The sequence below is a fragment of the Enterobacter sp. 118C5 genome (assembly GCF_034107645.1).
GTDB classification, from domain to species: Bacteria; Pseudomonadota; Gammaproteobacteria; order Enterobacterales; family Enterobacteriaceae; genus Enterobacter; species Enterobacter nematophilus.
Window position 1 is genome coordinate 733,841 of sequence record NZ_JAWNEU010000001.1, and the last position, 13,549, is coordinate 747,389.

Here is a 13,549-nt window from a genome sequence, read left to right on the forward strand (position 1 = left end):
TTCCTCTCCTTGCAGGTGTACGGATCCCTGTGGATATATCCACCAGACGGATGTAGCTATCCCTGGGAAAAAACACCCATTATTTTCAGACTTATTTCGCGCAGCTATGCGTGGCTTTTGTTAACTTAAATCGGGTAATTTTGCGGCAGCGTTTTTCTCTATTCCAACAAGCGGCATTAAATTATCAACCGCGGAAGCATAATTAATTGCCGAACTCCAGCCATCATACTCGGCGATTATTTTCGCCGACGTGGCCTGCCAGACATCCTGCTCAACGCTGAGCAAATCATTGATGCTCCGCTTGCTCAGGGTGTATTCATTTTTATAAACCTCGCGGGCCCGCAGCGCGTTTTCCAGCTGCCGCTTCCCGGCCTCCATTCTTCCCCGTGCGCCGGTCCAGTCAGCCTGCGCGACGGAGGCCTTTTGCAGCACGTCGAAACGTGCCTGATCGACCTGAGAGGACGCCATCGCCCGTGCGCCCTCAGCCTGACGCACGCGTGCGGATACCGCGCCGCCCTGATAAAGCGGTGCGTCAACATTGAGCTGGATCTGGTCGTCCCAGTACGAGCGGTTGTCCGACTCGTAACGCGTGCGTCCTCCCTTCAGGCTCAGGGTTGGCCAGTGCTGGGACTTCGCCGTTTCAACGCCATACTGGGCCGAACGTTCCATATTCTGCGCGGCCATTACCGCCGGTATTAACGAATAATCAATGCGGTCGAGCGAATCCGGCTCAACGGCAAGGTTTGCGGGTACCGGCGAATAATTATCCGCCTGCATTCCGGTTAATACCGCGAGCCTTGCGCGGGCGCTGTTCAACGCGGCGTTATATTGCGCCACCGTCGCCTGCATGCCGGCAATGCGCGTGCGGGTCTGGAGCTCATCGGAGGTGGAACTCACGCCCGCATCGGCGCGCAGTTTTGCCAGCTGCTCCACGTTTTTCAGTGCCTGAACGTTCTCTTTTGCCGCCTGTAACAGGTCGGAATAACGTTTGACCTCCACGTAGCCGAGCGCCGTTTTTTCCGCCACGTCAGAAAGCGTGCTCATCAGCTGGTAGCGGTAGCTATCGCGCCGGGCGGAAGACTGGCTGATGCTGTTGTTGGTCTTGCCAAAATCGTATATCAGCTGGGTCAGGCTCAGCCCCCAGGCCGCAGAATTCTTCAGCGAACCGCTGGAATCGGTGGTCTGGCTATGCCCCGTACTTCCGTTTAAGGCTATTTGCGGCATCCAGCCGCTGCGCGCCTCGTCTATTTGCGCCTGACCAATACCTAACTGCGCGGCCTGCTGGCTAATTGACGGATCGCGATCGATAGCGAAAAGAATACTTTCTTTTAAGGTCATCGTTGCCATCGGGGCAATACCCACCGGGCCACTATTGGCGTAAGCCGTATTTATGGCTAATGAAATTAATGCCAGCGTTGCTATAAATTGGCGTAAAACAGGCTTGCGTAATATCGTCATTTTATCTCCCTGACTCTGAGTGACACTCAAGCAATTACCCAAAAAGAGGTACAGATAATTAGACAAATATCTTATTTAGCTTCCTCGCTGAATTTCAGGTAAAACTCCCCATACCCATTTCCGATGGAGATGAGATCCGCCTTTGTCTTATTAAATTTAAGAATTTACTTATTTCTTAAGTTGATTCGCAGCATAACAAAATGTGGTATAGGCCACTACACCCACAATGTTAATGAGGTGTTACATATAAGAAAAAACATGGGGTTTCTGGACAAAACTCTGAAAGTAGTCTTTCAGATGAAACATCAAAACCCCCTGTAATTTAAGGAAAATTCTTAATCATCTCTGCGCACATTTTTGCGTTAATTTCTGAGCGGGTCAGACACAAAGATTTTCAAAGAAGTGTCAATTTAAGTAATAGCCGCCATGTTGTTGAAACATAATCCCAATAAAAAATATTAATTCGAAATAATATGCTTTATTTTAATTGCATATCAGAATGTAAAACCAATCAATGGTAATGCAATGGTTACATAATCCAAATCGTTGATTAAAACATAACAGTAACACTGTGGTTAACATTCAGAACGGCTTAATGATATCTGCTTAATATAATTTCAATAATCAAACATCTTCCTGGTTTACGATGCCCCTTCCCTCTGCGCCAAAATGCTGTATTATGCGAATTATTGCGACATTTTGCAGGATTACTGCCATGCACAAAACCGCACGTCAACGCTATGTCCTTGATATTCTCAGTGAACAAGGTCAGGCCAGCATCACCGAACTGGCAGAAAAGCTGCAGGTTTCAGCGGATACTATTCGTCGGGATCTAACCGATCTGGAACATCAGGGCCTTGCCCAGAAGAATCACGGCGGAGCTATTGCGCTAAATCTTTCGGCCATGAATCGTCAGGGCCGCAATACCCTGCTGCCGGAAACCAAGCAGCGCCTGGGGAAACAGGTTGCGCAGGCGGTTCCGCCGGGTTCCACCCTGTTTCTGGATGCCGGCAGTACGGTGATGGCCGTCGCCACTTTTCTACAGGGGCCTCACACCGTGATCACCACCTCGCTGGATATCGCCCAGCATTTTAGCGACCGGGAAGACATTGAGCTTATTCTGCTCGGCGGAAAATGGGACCCGAAGCAGCGCCTGTTTGCCGGCAGCGCCACTTTGTCCCTGCTGTCTCGCTATCGGGCAGATATCGCCATTCTCGGGGCGTGCGCCCTTCATGCCGAACTCGGTTTGAGTGCCGGTAAAGAAGCGGATGCCGAGGTGAAACGCGCGATGCTCGCCGCAAGCCATGCGCACTGGATTGTTGCCGATCACCTGAAGGTTAACCGCTGCGAGCCGTATCTGGTCTCCGGGCTAACCGATATTCATCAACTTTTTTTAGATCGTCCCTGGCCTGAGCTTGGGGACCCTGGCGCATTACGGGTCACGGTGTGCGCGCAATAACGTGGAGAAGGTCATGAGTAAAGTTCAAACAATCAACATTGCGCTGATCGGGTATGGTTTTGTCGGTAAAACCTTCCATGCCCCGCTGATCCAGTCCGTGGACGGGCTTAAGCTGGCGGTGGTCTCTTCCCGTGATGAAGAGAAGGTGAAGCGCGATCTTCCGGATGTGCTGGTAGTAGCCACGCCCGAGGAAGCCATTCAACATCCTGATGTCGACCTGGTGGTAATAGCCTCCCCTAACGCCACCCACGCGCCGCTGGCGACGCTGGCCCTGAACTCGGGGAAACACGTGGTCGTGGATAAGCCTTTCACCCTGGACATGCAGGAAGCCCGCGACCTGATTTCCCTTGCGGAAGAAAAGCAGCTTCTGCTCTCCGTTTTCCACAACCGCCGCTGGGACAGCGATTTCCTCGGCATTAAGCAAATTATTGAGCAAGGCACGGTCGGCAAGGTTAAGCATCTGGAGTCGCATATTGACCGCTTCCGCCCGGAAGTGCGCGTGCGCTGGCGCGAGCAGAACGTGCCCGGCAGCGGCCTGTGGTTTGACCTGGGCCCTCACCTGATCGACCAGACGCTTCAGCTGTTTGGCCTGCCAGAGTCAGTTCAGGGAAATATCGCGACGCTGCGCGACGGCGCAGAGGTTAACGACTGGGCGCACGTGCTCCTCAATTACCCGGATCATAAGGTGGTTCTGCACGCCAGCATGCTGGTAGCTGGCGGTACGGCGCGCTTTACCGTCCACGGTGACAAAGGCAGCGTGGTGAAAGCCAGAATCGACCAGCAGGAAGCGCAGCTGCTTGCTGGCGTGCTTCCCGGCAGCGACGCCTGGGGCGAAGACGACGACAGCATGGTGTTCTTTGGGGCTGACGGCGAACCGCAGACGATTGCCACCCCGAAGGGCGATCAGCGGCAGTACTACATTAACGTGCGGGATGCAGTGCTCGGGAAGATCGCCAATCCCGTCCATCCTGTCGAGGCGTTAGCGGTAATGGCCGTGCTGGAAGCGGCGGTGAAATCGTCAGAGACGGGGTCAACGCAGACGCTGGCGTTAACTGATGAAGAGCGTGCGCTGATGCGTTAAAAAATGCCGGGTGGCGCAGCGCCACCCGGCAAGAGTTAAAGACTACTGTCGCTTTTTCGGCATCATGCGCAAAAGGGTATTATCTTTCCAGAAATAGTGGTGCATCAGCGCCGCAAAGGCGTGCAGACCAATCACGAAATAGCCCAGGTTTGCCAGCGTAACGTGCCACTCCTTCAGCACATCCACCAGGTCAAAATTCCCCTCCGCCGCGTGAGGCATCGCCAGACCAAAGGCGAACCAGTCGTTTCCGCGGTTATACATCATCACGATGCCAATCAGCGGCAGCGCAATAAACAGCAGATAGACGATCAGATGCCCCAGGTGGGACATCCCGGTGATCATCGCTTTGGGCTTCGGCTGAATGGGCGGTGCGGGAAACTTGAGGCGGATCAGCAATCGCGCCACCATCAGCACCAGAACCGAGATCCCGCAGGAGACGTGGATCATATTAATAAGCGGGCGGTCGGTACGCGGGAAAAAGCCTCTGAATTCCATCGCGCAGTAGGCGACGACGATTAACAAAAACACCAGCCAGTGAATCGTGATTTGCAGGCTTGTATATTTAGTGCGCATGGGATTTCCTGAAAAAAACAGTCACCGCGCCAACATAATCTCCTTTCCTTAAAAATTCATTAACTTTTCTGTATGGTTTTTCAAATACTTCCCCTCGCATGAAGCATCTTCAATTGCCGCCCTGTCCGTGATGGTCTAAGCCTGGATGAGTTCAAACTGTCGTATCGACACGTTCACAGGAGAACACCATGAGTAAAATTGGCATTAACGGATTTGGACGCATTGGACGCCTTGTGCTGCGCCGCCTTCTTGAAACCCAGGACAGCAATACCGTCGTCGCCATCAACGACCTCACCTCCCCGAAAGTCCTGGCCTACCTGCTCAGGCATGATTCCAACTACGGTGGCTTCCCCTGGAGCGTGGATTTCACCGAGGATGCGCTAATTGTCGACGGCAAAACCATTGCGGTGTACGCCGAAAAAGAGGCAAAGCACATTCCGTGGAAAGCCGCGGGCGTGGATATCGTCGTGGAGTGCACCGGCTTTTATACCTCTGAAGAGAAATCGCGGGCGCACCTGGACGCCGGTGCGAAGAAAGTGCTGATCTCGGCGCCCGCGGGTGAGATGAAGACCATCGTCTACAGCGTGAATGACGATACCATTGACGCCAGCGATACCATTATTTCCGTTGCGTCATGCACCACCAACTGCCTCGCCCCGCTGGCAAAAGCCCTGAACGACGCGTTTGAAATTAAAGTGGGCACCATGACCACCATTCATGCCTACACCGGCACCCAGGCGCTGGTGGATGGCCCGCGCGGGAAAGATCTGCGCGCCTCGCGGGCGGCGGCTGAAAATATTATTCCGCATACCACCGGTGCGGCGAAAGCCATCGGCCTGGTGATCCCCGCGCTCAGCGGCAAACTGAAGGGCCACGCCCAGCGCGTGCCGGTGAAAACCGGATCGGTAACCGAGCTGGTCGCGATTCTGGGTAAAAAGGTGACGGTCGAGGAGATCAACGCCGCGCTGAAAAAGGCGACCCAGGGAAATAAATCGTTCGGGTATACCGATGACGAGATTGTCTCTTCAGATGTGATTGGCTCGCACTATGGCTCGGTATTCGACGCCACGCAGACGGAGGTCTCTGAAGCGGGAGATCTACAGCTGGTGAAAGCCGTAGCGTGGTATGACAACGAGTATGGTTTTGTGACCCAGCTGGTGCGCACGCTGGATAAGTTTGCTGCGCTGTGACTTCCAACCCCTCACCCTAACCCTCTCCCCAAAGGGGCGAGGGGATTGTTCCGTGCCTAAATTATTTTACGTGCGCTCTTCAGGACACGGTCCTGCTGTAGCTGTTTCCACGCGGCAGTCACCGCCTCCGGAAAGGCAACGTGGGCGATATAATCACGTCCAGCCGGGCCATAGCCGTTAACGTCATCATACAGCCGCGGCAGCTCACCCAGAACCAGCGAAAGGTAGCGATCAACGGGCCACAGCCCAGCGCTGTCCCCGCTAAACTCCACGCCATCTTTTCCGTTTTGCAGCATCGGCGTAAACCCGGGATGGCTTATCCACTGCGGCGAAGCGGGCTCATCGCGGCACACGCGGGCAAAGGTCGCCATCGTGCGGCGCTGCATCGTTGGGTCCTGCACCACCAGCACGCGCCCGCTTGTCCGCTGGCGCTCTTTCAGCATGCTCCAGCTAAAACGCGCGTTTTCACCGCAGTTGGTGGAGCGATCTTCAACCCACACGCGCGCCCCGGGGATCTGCCAGAACTCCCGCGCAACGTCGGCAAGAATGCTTGCTTCTGCCCGCCCCGCGACCGGTAGAGCGTGGTAACGCGGGTGATTGCGGATCGCTTCATATAAAAACGGGGTCGAATGGCCGATGCCGCCGCTGATTAAAAGCGGCACGTCATTCTGAGAGGCAATACGGCAGGCCGCGTCAATGGTTGGGATCGCCGCGTTGCCAGCCAGGATCACCGCATCAATCGCCGGAGCCTGACGGGTTGCGCTCAGGTCGTCCTGCGCCAGCCATGCGCCGACAGTATTGATGGCCGCCAGCGTGGCATCCGCCAGAAGGGGAAAATGGGGCTGAACCATGGTCAACTCCTCACGTTGTTGAATCGCCGAATTTATCGTTTTTCTGAAATAACCAGAAACATCCAAAAATCATCAGGTTGCACCTGCCTATTATGCTTTTGATTTCCAGCCATACAAAACATTGTATTGTACAGGCGTCATGAAAAAGCACCCAACGCTGCTAATTTAACCGTGATCTGACCAGTTTCAGCCCGCCCGCGCTTGCCAAATACAACATCGAACCCTAAGTTGCTTAACAATTTCACAACCTTTTTCATCTTCACGGGTTGCACCTGAAGCGCGCCAGGTGACACCTCATACATCATCAACGTGGCGGGGTTTCAGGTCATGACAGAACATGAAAGTACGACGACGGTATTACGAAAAAATAAGAAGGTATTAATCGCCAGCCTTACCGGGAGCGCCATTGAATGGTTTGACTATTTCCTCTACGGTACGGCGGCCGCGCTGGTCTTTAATAAGATCTTTTTCCCGATGGTCGATCCGGTGATCGGACTCATTCTCTCGTATCTCTCTTTCTCATTAACCTTTTTTATACGTCCCATTGGCGGGGTACTTTTCGCGCACATCGGCGACCGCATTGGTCGTAAAAAAACCCTTGTACTGACCCTCTCTTTGATGGGAGGTGCAACCGTTATGATTGGCCTGCTGCCCACGTATGAGATGATTGGCCTGTGGGCGCCCGCTCTGCTGATCCTGATGCGTATCATTCAGGGGATGGGCATAGGCGGTGAATGGGGCGGCGCGCTGCTGCTGGCCTACGAATACGCGCCCCAACAACGCAAAGGGTTCTTCGGCAGCATTCCACAGGCGGGCGTGACCATCGGCATGCTGATGGCGACCTTTATCGTTTCGCTGATGACGATGTTCAGCGAGGAGGATTTTCTCTCCTGGGGCTGGCGTATCCCGTTCCTGCTGAGCTCGGTTCTGGTGTTGCTCGGCCTGTGGATCCGAAAAGATATCGATGAAACGCCTGATTTTCAGAAGGTCAAAGCGTCCGGCCAGGTGGCTAAGGCTCCCCTGCGCGATACGCTGAAGCATCACTGGCGTGAAGTGCTGATCGCCGCCGGCCTCAAGGTTGTGGAAACCGCGCCGTTCTATATTTTCTCTACGTTTGTGGTGAGCTATGCCACCAGCACGCTGACCTATCAAAAATCGCAGGCGCTGGAGGCCGTGACGCTGGGAGCCCTGGTGGCCACGATAATGATTCCGTTAATGGGGCTGCTCTCGGATAAAATTGGCCGTCAGCGCATGTATGCCACGAGCGTCTTTATCCTGGGCTTGTTTATCGTGCCGTGGTTTATGTTGCTCAATACCGGTACCACCTGGGGCATTGTGCTCGCGACGGTCATCGCCTTTGGCGTACTGTGGGCGCCGGTCACCGCGGTACTCGGTACGCTGTGCTCTGAAATCTTTAGCGCAAACGTGCGTTACACCGGCATTACGCTCGGCTATCAGCTGGGTGCCGCGCTGGCCGGCGGTACCGCCCCGCTGATTGCCACCGGCCTGCTGGCAAAATATGACGGCGACTGGGTTCCGGTGGCCTGGTATCTTGCCGTCACGGTAGCCATCTCCTTAGTCGCGATTTTCTGCGCCAGCCGCGTTAAGCGTGCAACTCTCGTCCAGGCGCAGCCCGAACGTCTCTGACCTTTCCCGGCCCGTCCCGCGGGCCGCTCTTTTTCCTTAAATTTCTCTCGTACATTTGATTAACATGCGCAAATCATATTCACTTGAATTATCATTTGCGGCAGACGTAGAATCGCCAGCCCGCTAATTATTCAATCATTTCTAAGGTAATGACGTTATGCGCCTGCCCGAACGCGACCCCTATGCTCCTCGCGAGTGGCAGCCACATGAGAAACCCGCCCTGCTGGGTTCGCCTTCCACCCCCGAGCACAGTACGCCAAAACGCGTCGCCTACGGCGTCGTTGGGCTGCTGGTGTGCCTGACGGGGGCACTGGGCAATGCGGTGGTCACCGCCAACCTGCAAAACCTGCAGGGGACCTTCGGGGCCTGGTCGACCGAAATCGCCTGGCTGCCCGCGGTCTATGTGATGACCAACATCTCCATCAACCTGCTGCTGGTCAAATTCCGTCAACAGTACGGCCTGCGCGCCTTCACGGAAGGTTTTCTGGTGCTGTACGTGCTGGTCACCTTTTTCCACCTGTTCGTTAACGACCTCAGCTCCGCGCTGATGGTGCGCGCCGCGCACGGGATGGTGGCCGCCGCGCTCAGCTCGCTGGGGATTTATTACCAGATCCAGGCCTGGCCAGCGAAGCACCGCCTGAAGGCGCTCACCATCGGGATTACCGGATCGTCGCTCGCTATTCCGCTGGCGCGCCTGTTTTCTACTGAGCTTCTCCAGCTTGACGAGTGGCGCGGGCTCTATTTCTTTGAACTGGGGCTGGCGCTGATCTCCCTGGCCTGCGTAATCGCCTTAAAGCTGCCGCCGGGCGACCGACGCAAGGTCTTTGAGAAGAAAGACTTTATCACCTTCTTTTTACTGGCCCCCGGGATGGCCCTGCTCTGCGCCGTGCTCTCGCTGGGCCGTCTTGAATGGTGGTTCGAGGCGCCGTGGATCGGCTGGTCGCTGGCGCTATCGCTGGTGCTGATTGTGGCTGCCATCGTGTTTGAACATAACCGCGACAACCCGCTGCTGAACACCCGCTGGCTGTCGAGCGGCAGCATCGTCCGCCTGGGGCTGATTATGCTGCTGATCCGCATCGTGCTGGCGGAGCAAAACACCGGCGTCATCGGCTGGCTACAGTACGTGGGGTTACAGAATGAGCAGATGACCCACCTGGCGTGGTCCATTTTCGCCGGGATCGTCTGCGGGATCGTCACCAGCTGTCTCACCATCAAGCCCACAAAGCTGGCGTGGCCGATCGTCACCTCTCTGGCGCTGATGATTGTGGCCTCGCTGCTGGACAGCCAGTCCAATAACCTGACCCGCCCGGATCAGCTGATGGTCAGCCAGTTCCTGCTGGGCTTCGGCAGCGCCTTCTTCCTGGCGCCCGCCATGCTGGCCGCTATTGGCGGGGTGATCGCCGACCCGCGAAACCTGGTCAGCTTCTCGGTCATGTTCGGCATGAGTCAGAACCTCGGCGGCCTGCTGGGGTCGGCGATTCTTGGCACCTTCCAGACCTGGCGCGAGAAGTACCACTCCAGCCTGCTGGCGGATCAGCTCACCACGCTCAACCCGCTGGTCAACGAGCGAATTCAGCTTTATACCCAGATGTATAAAAGCCTGATTGGCGACAGTTCGCTGCTGGGAACGCAGGCCATTACCCAGCTACAGACGGTGACCACCCTTGAGGCAAACATTCTGGCCTATAACGATACTTATCTTCTGACGGCGAGCATCGCCGCCGCCACGCTGGTCTGGATTTTATGGCGCTTGCTGCGCCTGCGCGTCACTGCCCGTATGGCGCTGAAGAACGCCACCGGCAACAGGTAATTGAAATATTTCTGGAGAGTTTATGAGTCAGCAGGATGCCGCCAAAGAGCAGGCCAACACCCGCAAAAATGTGCGCATTGTTTCCGTTTTCACCGCCGCCGCCATCGGTATTGTCGGCGTGCTGGTCATTCTTTACGCCTGGCAGCTGCCGCCGTTTACCCGCCACGCGCAGTTTACCGACAACGCCTACGTGCGCGGCCAGACGACGTTCATCAGCCCCCAGGTTAACGGCTATATCACCGAGGTGAAGGTTCAGGACTTTGTGCAGGTCAAAAAAGGCGACCTGCTGTTGCAGATCGACGACCGCATCTATCGTCAGCGCGTCCATCAGGCCGAGGCGCAGCTGGCGATGAAAATTGCCGCGCTGAATAACAACCTGCAGCAGCGTAAAAGCGCCGAAGCGACCATTGCCAAAAATGAAGCCGCGCTGAAAAATGCCCGCGCCCAGAGCCTGAAAACCCAGGCGGATTTAAAGCGCGTGAAGGATCTGACGGCGGACGGTTCGCTTTCCATTCGCGAGCGCGATGCCGCGCTGGCCAGCGCGGCCCAGGGCAGCGCGGATATCGACCAGGCGAAAGCCACGCTTGAGATGTCGCGTCAGGATCTGCAGACGGTGATTGTGAATCGCGGCGCGCTGGAGGCGGATGTTGAAAACGCCAAGGCGGCGCTGGAGCTGGCGCAGATTGACCTGCAAAACACCCGCATTACCGCCCCGCGCGACGGCCAGCTCGGCCAGATTGCCGTGCGTCTCGGCGCGTACGTGACCGCCGGCACGCACCTCACTACCCTGGTGCCGCCGCAGCACTGGGTGATCGCCAACATTAAAGAGACCCAGCTGGCGGAGCTGCGCGTCGGTCAGCCGGTGAAGTTCACCGTCGATGCCCTGAACAACAAAGCGTATCAGGGCCGCGTGGAGAGCATCTCCCCGGCGACCGGGGTTGAATTCAGCGCCATCACGCCGGACAACGCCACCGGCAACTTTGTCAAAATCGCCCAGCGCATTCCGGTGCGTATTGAGGTGCTGGGTGAAGAAGACGCGTACAAACTGCTGCGTCCGGGTATGTCGGTCCAGGTGACGATTGATACGCGGGAGGCGAAGCAATGACTCTTCGCCCGATAGCCGCTCTGGTGCTGGCGGTAACGCTGGCCGGATGCCAGTCCGTCGACGTAAAGCCGGCGCAGCCGACGCTGCACATCCCTGCGCAGTGGCGAGCCGACTCGGGGCCAGCCAGCCCGGCGGAGCAGCTCTGGTGGCGCAACTTTCATGACAACGAACTGAACCGCTACGTGGATCGGGCGCTTAAAAACAACAGCGACGTGCTGATTGCCCGCGAGCGGATAAACGAATATCAGGCGCGGGTCTTTGCCGCCGACGGGAGCCTGTTTCCTTCGCTCGACGCGGGGGTAAGCGGAACGCGCGCCCGTTCGCAATCCGCCACCACCGGGCTGCCGGTCTACGGCACGCTGTACAGAGGCAGCCTGACGGCGAGCTATGACGTTGATATCTGGGGCGTAAACCGCAGCACTTCTCGCGCAGCCGAGGCCTCGCTGGAGGCGCAAAAAGCCGCCGCCGCGGCCGCGGATCTCACCGTCGCGTCGTCCGTTGCCTCCGGGTACGTCACCCTGCTCTCGCTTGATGAACAGCTGCGCGTGACCGAATCCACGCTGAAATCGCGCGAGGAGGCGTTTAACCTCGCCAAACGCCAGCTTGAGACGGGCTACAGCTCGCGCCTGGAGCTGATGCAGTCGGATTCCGAGCTTCGCTCAACGCGGGCGCAGGTGCCCGTGCTGCGGCATCAGATTGCGCAGCAGGAGAATGCCCTGAGCCTGCTTCTGGGAAGCAATCCCGGCGCGGTGGCGCGCAGCGATAGCTTTGCGGCGCTGACGCCGCTGACGCTGCCGTCACAGCTGCCCTCCACGCTCCTGAATCGTCGGCCGGATATCGTGCAGGCCGAGCGACAGCTGATCGCGGCTGACGCCTCGCTTGCCGCGTCACGCGCCAGCCTGCTGCCGTCGATCAACCTGACCGCCAGCGGATCGATTCAGGATCGTACCCTTTCCGGCCTGCTGGACAACCCGCTCCAGCTCTGGAGCGCGGGCGGCAGCATTCTCGCCCCGCTGCTGAACCGTCAGGCGCTTAACGCGCAGGTGGATATTTCCCAGTCCCAGCGTAACCAGGCGCTGTATGCGTATGAAAAAACCGTGCGTAACGCGTTTGCCGAAGTGAATAACAGTCTTGACGCCATTACGCGCTATCAGGAACAGCTGACGGAGCTGCTTGCCCAGCAGGATGTGGCCCGGGAGACGCTGCGCATTGCGCAGAACCGCTATCGCAACGGGTACTCCTCCTATCTGGATGTGCTTGATGCGCAGCGCACGCTGTACTCGGTCCAGACCAGCGTGGTGCAGGTAAAAAATAATCTGCTGCTGGCACAGATTGATTTGTATAAAGCGCTGGGCGGCGGCTGGGTCAGTGCCTGAAAACCTGCCCGGTGGCGCTACGCTTACCGGGCCTACATTTCGCATCCGGCAATCCCTATCAAGGAGTCAATCTATGCAACAACAATGGTCTGCAGTAGATAATTACATGATTTCTTCGCTTATCCCTGAGGATGAGGTTCTTCAGAAGGTTCTTGAAAATAACAAGCGCGCCGGGTTACCCGAACACGATGTTGCGGCCAATCAGGGGCAGCTGCTGGCGCTGTTCGTGCGCATGACGCAGGCAAGACGCATTCTTGAGATCGGGACGCTGGGTGCCTATAGCTCAATCTGGATGGCGCGCGCCCTACCGCCGGACGGAAAGCTGATTACGCTTGAGGCTGACCCGACGCATGCCGATGTTGCCCGCCAGAATATTCACCTTGCGGGGCTAAGCGATCGTATTGAATTAATTGAAGGCCCGGCGCTGAACTCGCTCGAAAATTTTGGTGACATTCCGCCGTTCGACCTGATCTTTATTGATGCCGATAAGCCGAACAACCCCGGCTATCTGGAGTGGGCGCTGCACTACTCCCGTTCCGGCACGGTGATTATCGGCGATAACGTGGTGCGCGACGGCGAAGTCATTAACGGGGAAAGCGACGATGCGCGCGTGCAGGGCGTGCGGCGTTTTATCGAGATGATTGGGGATAACCCGCGCTTAACCGCCACCGCGCTGCAGACGGTGGGGGTTAAAGGATGGGATGGGTTTACGCTGGCGATGGTGAACGGGTGAAAAAATGTGCGGGATGATGCCCTCACCCCGAACCTCTCCCACAGGGCTGAGGATTCCCCACAAATTAATGCTAGCACTGAACAATCCCCTCGCCCCTTTGGGGAGAGGGTTAGGGTGAGGGGAACATACGGCAGTGGTGGTCATTCCGTTCACTTTATGTTCCTTGCTACTCTGTAAATGCTGTTTCGGTGAACGTGCCAGGGCGGCTCAATCGCCCCCGCCCGGGCAACCCGGGCTCCCGGCGGTAAATCGCCGCTTCGCGGTGC

At 56.8% G+C, this 13,549-nt stretch carries 12 protein-coding genes; 8 read left to right on the forward strand and 4 right to left on the reverse strand.

The genetic code is table 11. The features are described from left to right. Positions 1 to 120: 120 nt before the first annotated feature. Positions 121 to 1,458 (reverse strand): TolC family outer membrane protein, encoded by a 1,338-nt coding sequence (locus UTO39_RS03400; protein ID WP_320726467.1) that lies wholly within the window; start codon positions 1,456 to 1,458, stop codon positions 121 to 123. Between the two features lie 715 nt (positions 1,459 to 2,173). Between UTO39_RS03400 and UTO39_RS03405 the strand changes: the two genes are divergently transcribed. Both UTO39_RS03405 and UTO39_RS03410 read left to right on the forward strand, forming a co-directional pair. Beyond that, positions 2,174 to 2,917, forward strand: a complete 744-nt coding sequence (locus tag UTO39_RS03405; protein WP_061098277.1) for a DeoR/GlpR family DNA-binding transcription regulator — start codon at positions 2,174 to 2,176, stop codon at positions 2,915 to 2,917. 13 nt (positions 2,918 to 2,930) lie between these two features. Next, a complete protein-coding gene (locus UTO39_RS03410) occupies positions 2,931 to 3,998 on the forward strand; it encodes an oxidoreductase (protein WP_320726468.1) in 1,068 nt (355 codons plus the stop codon). Between the two features lie 42 nt (positions 3,999 to 4,040). Here the strand turns inward: UTO39_RS03410 and cybB are convergent, their stop codons facing one another. Further along, entirely contained in the window at positions 4,041 to 4,571 is a 531-nt protein-coding gene (cybB, locus tag UTO39_RS03415) for a cytochrome b561 (RefSeq protein WP_151413810.1), read from the reverse strand. Between the two features lie 188 nt (positions 4,572 to 4,759). On the opposite strand from cybB, the gene gap reads away from it, so the two are divergent. Then, the gene (gene gap / locus UTO39_RS03420) at positions 4,760 to 5,761 is read left to right on the forward strand and encodes a type I glyceraldehyde-3-phosphate dehydrogenase (RefSeq protein WP_028013079.1); all 1,002 of its coding nucleotides are present in this window, start codon (positions 4,760 to 4,762) and stop codon (positions 5,759 to 5,761) included. A 56-nt stretch (positions 5,762 to 5,817) separates the two neighbouring features. Here gap and UTO39_RS03425 read toward each other — a convergent pair whose 3' ends face one another. Continuing rightward, the gene (locus UTO39_RS03425) at positions 5,818 to 6,612 is read right to left on the reverse strand and encodes a YdcF family protein (RefSeq protein ID WP_320726469.1); all 795 of its coding nucleotides are present in this window, start codon (positions 6,610 to 6,612) and stop codon (positions 5,818 to 5,820) included. 137 nt (positions 6,613 to 6,749) lie between these two features. After that, positions 6,750 to 6,875, reverse strand: a complete 126-nt coding sequence (locus UTO39_RS03430) for a hypothetical protein (RefSeq protein WP_320726470.1) — start codon at positions 6,873 to 6,875, stop codon at positions 6,750 to 6,752. Positions 6,876 to 6,939: 64 nt separating this feature from the next. Between UTO39_RS03430 and UTO39_RS03435 the strand changes: the two genes are divergently transcribed. The 5 genes from UTO39_RS03435 (at position 6,940) to UTO39_RS03455 (ending at position 13,283) form a co-directional block, all read left to right on the forward strand. Continuing rightward, a complete protein-coding gene (locus tag UTO39_RS03435) occupies positions 6,940 to 8,259 on the forward strand; it encodes an MFS transporter (protein ID WP_320726471.1) in 1,320 nt (439 codons plus the stop codon). Between the two features lie 157 nt (positions 8,260 to 8,416). Then, a complete protein-coding gene (locus tag UTO39_RS03440) occupies positions 8,417 to 10,069 on the forward strand; it encodes an MFS transporter (protein WP_320726472.1) in 1,653 nt (550 codons plus the stop codon). A gap of 22 nt (positions 10,070 to 10,091) precedes the next feature. Continuing rightward, complete coding sequence (locus tag UTO39_RS03445) at positions 10,092 to 11,174, forward strand: HlyD family secretion protein (protein WP_320726473.1); 1,083 nt, start codon at positions 10,092 to 10,094, stop codon at positions 11,172 to 11,174. Beyond that, positions 11,171 to 12,550 carry an efflux transporter outer membrane subunit gene (locus UTO39_RS03450; protein ID WP_320726474.1) on the forward strand — a complete coding sequence of 460 codons (1,380 nt, stop codon included), beginning with the start codon at positions 11,171 to 11,173 and terminating at the stop codon, positions 12,548 to 12,550. The genes UTO39_RS03445 and UTO39_RS03450 overlap by 4 nt, the downstream gene beginning before the upstream one ends. A 73-nt stretch (positions 12,551 to 12,623) precedes the next feature. After that, complete coding sequence (locus UTO39_RS03455; RefSeq protein WP_266178079.1) at positions 12,624 to 13,283, forward strand: O-methyltransferase; 660 nt, start codon at positions 12,624 to 12,626, stop codon at positions 13,281 to 13,283. Positions 13,284 to 13,549 lie beyond the last annotated feature (266 nt).

What these genes read in the sequence shown, in the direction of transcription:
- gap (WP_028013079.1), top strand. Translation starts at nt 4,760, where the DNA reads ATGAGTAAAATTGGCATTAACGGATTTGGACGCATTGGACGCCTTGTG.
- UTO39_RS03405 (WP_061098277.1), top strand. Translation starts at nt 2,174, where the DNA reads ATGCACAAAACCGCACGTCAACGCTATGTCCTTGATATTCTCAGTGAA.
- UTO39_RS03440 (WP_320726472.1), top strand. Translation starts at nt 8,417, where the DNA reads ATGCGCCTGCCCGAACGCGACCCCTATGCTCCTCGCGAGTGGCAGCCA.
- UTO39_RS03445 (WP_320726473.1), top strand. Translation starts at nt 10,092, where the DNA reads ATGAGTCAGCAGGATGCCGCCAAAGAGCAGGCCAACACCCGCAAAAAT.
- UTO39_RS03400 (WP_320726467.1), bottom strand. Translation starts at nt 1,458, where the DNA reads ATGACGATATTACGCAAGCCTGTTTTACGCCAATTTATAGCAACGCTG.
- cybB (WP_151413810.1), bottom strand. Translation starts at nt 4,571, where the DNA reads ATGCGCACTAAATATACAAGCCTGCAAATCACGATTCACTGGCTGGTG.
- UTO39_RS03450 (WP_320726474.1), top strand. Translation starts at nt 11,171, where the DNA reads ATGACTCTTCGCCCGATAGCCGCTCTGGTGCTGGCGGTAACGCTGGCC.
- UTO39_RS03410 (WP_320726468.1), top strand. Translation starts at nt 2,931, where the DNA reads ATGAGTAAAGTTCAAACAATCAACATTGCGCTGATCGGGTATGGTTTT.
- UTO39_RS03435 (WP_320726471.1), top strand. Translation starts at nt 6,940, where the DNA reads ATGACAGAACATGAAAGTACGACGACGGTATTACGAAAAAATAAGAAG.
- UTO39_RS03425 (WP_320726469.1), bottom strand. Translation starts at nt 6,612, where the DNA reads ATGGTTCAGCCCCATTTTCCCCTTCTGGCGGATGCCACGCTGGCGGCC.
- UTO39_RS03455 (WP_266178079.1), top strand. Translation starts at nt 12,624, where the DNA reads ATGCAACAACAATGGTCTGCAGTAGATAATTACATGATTTCTTCGCTT.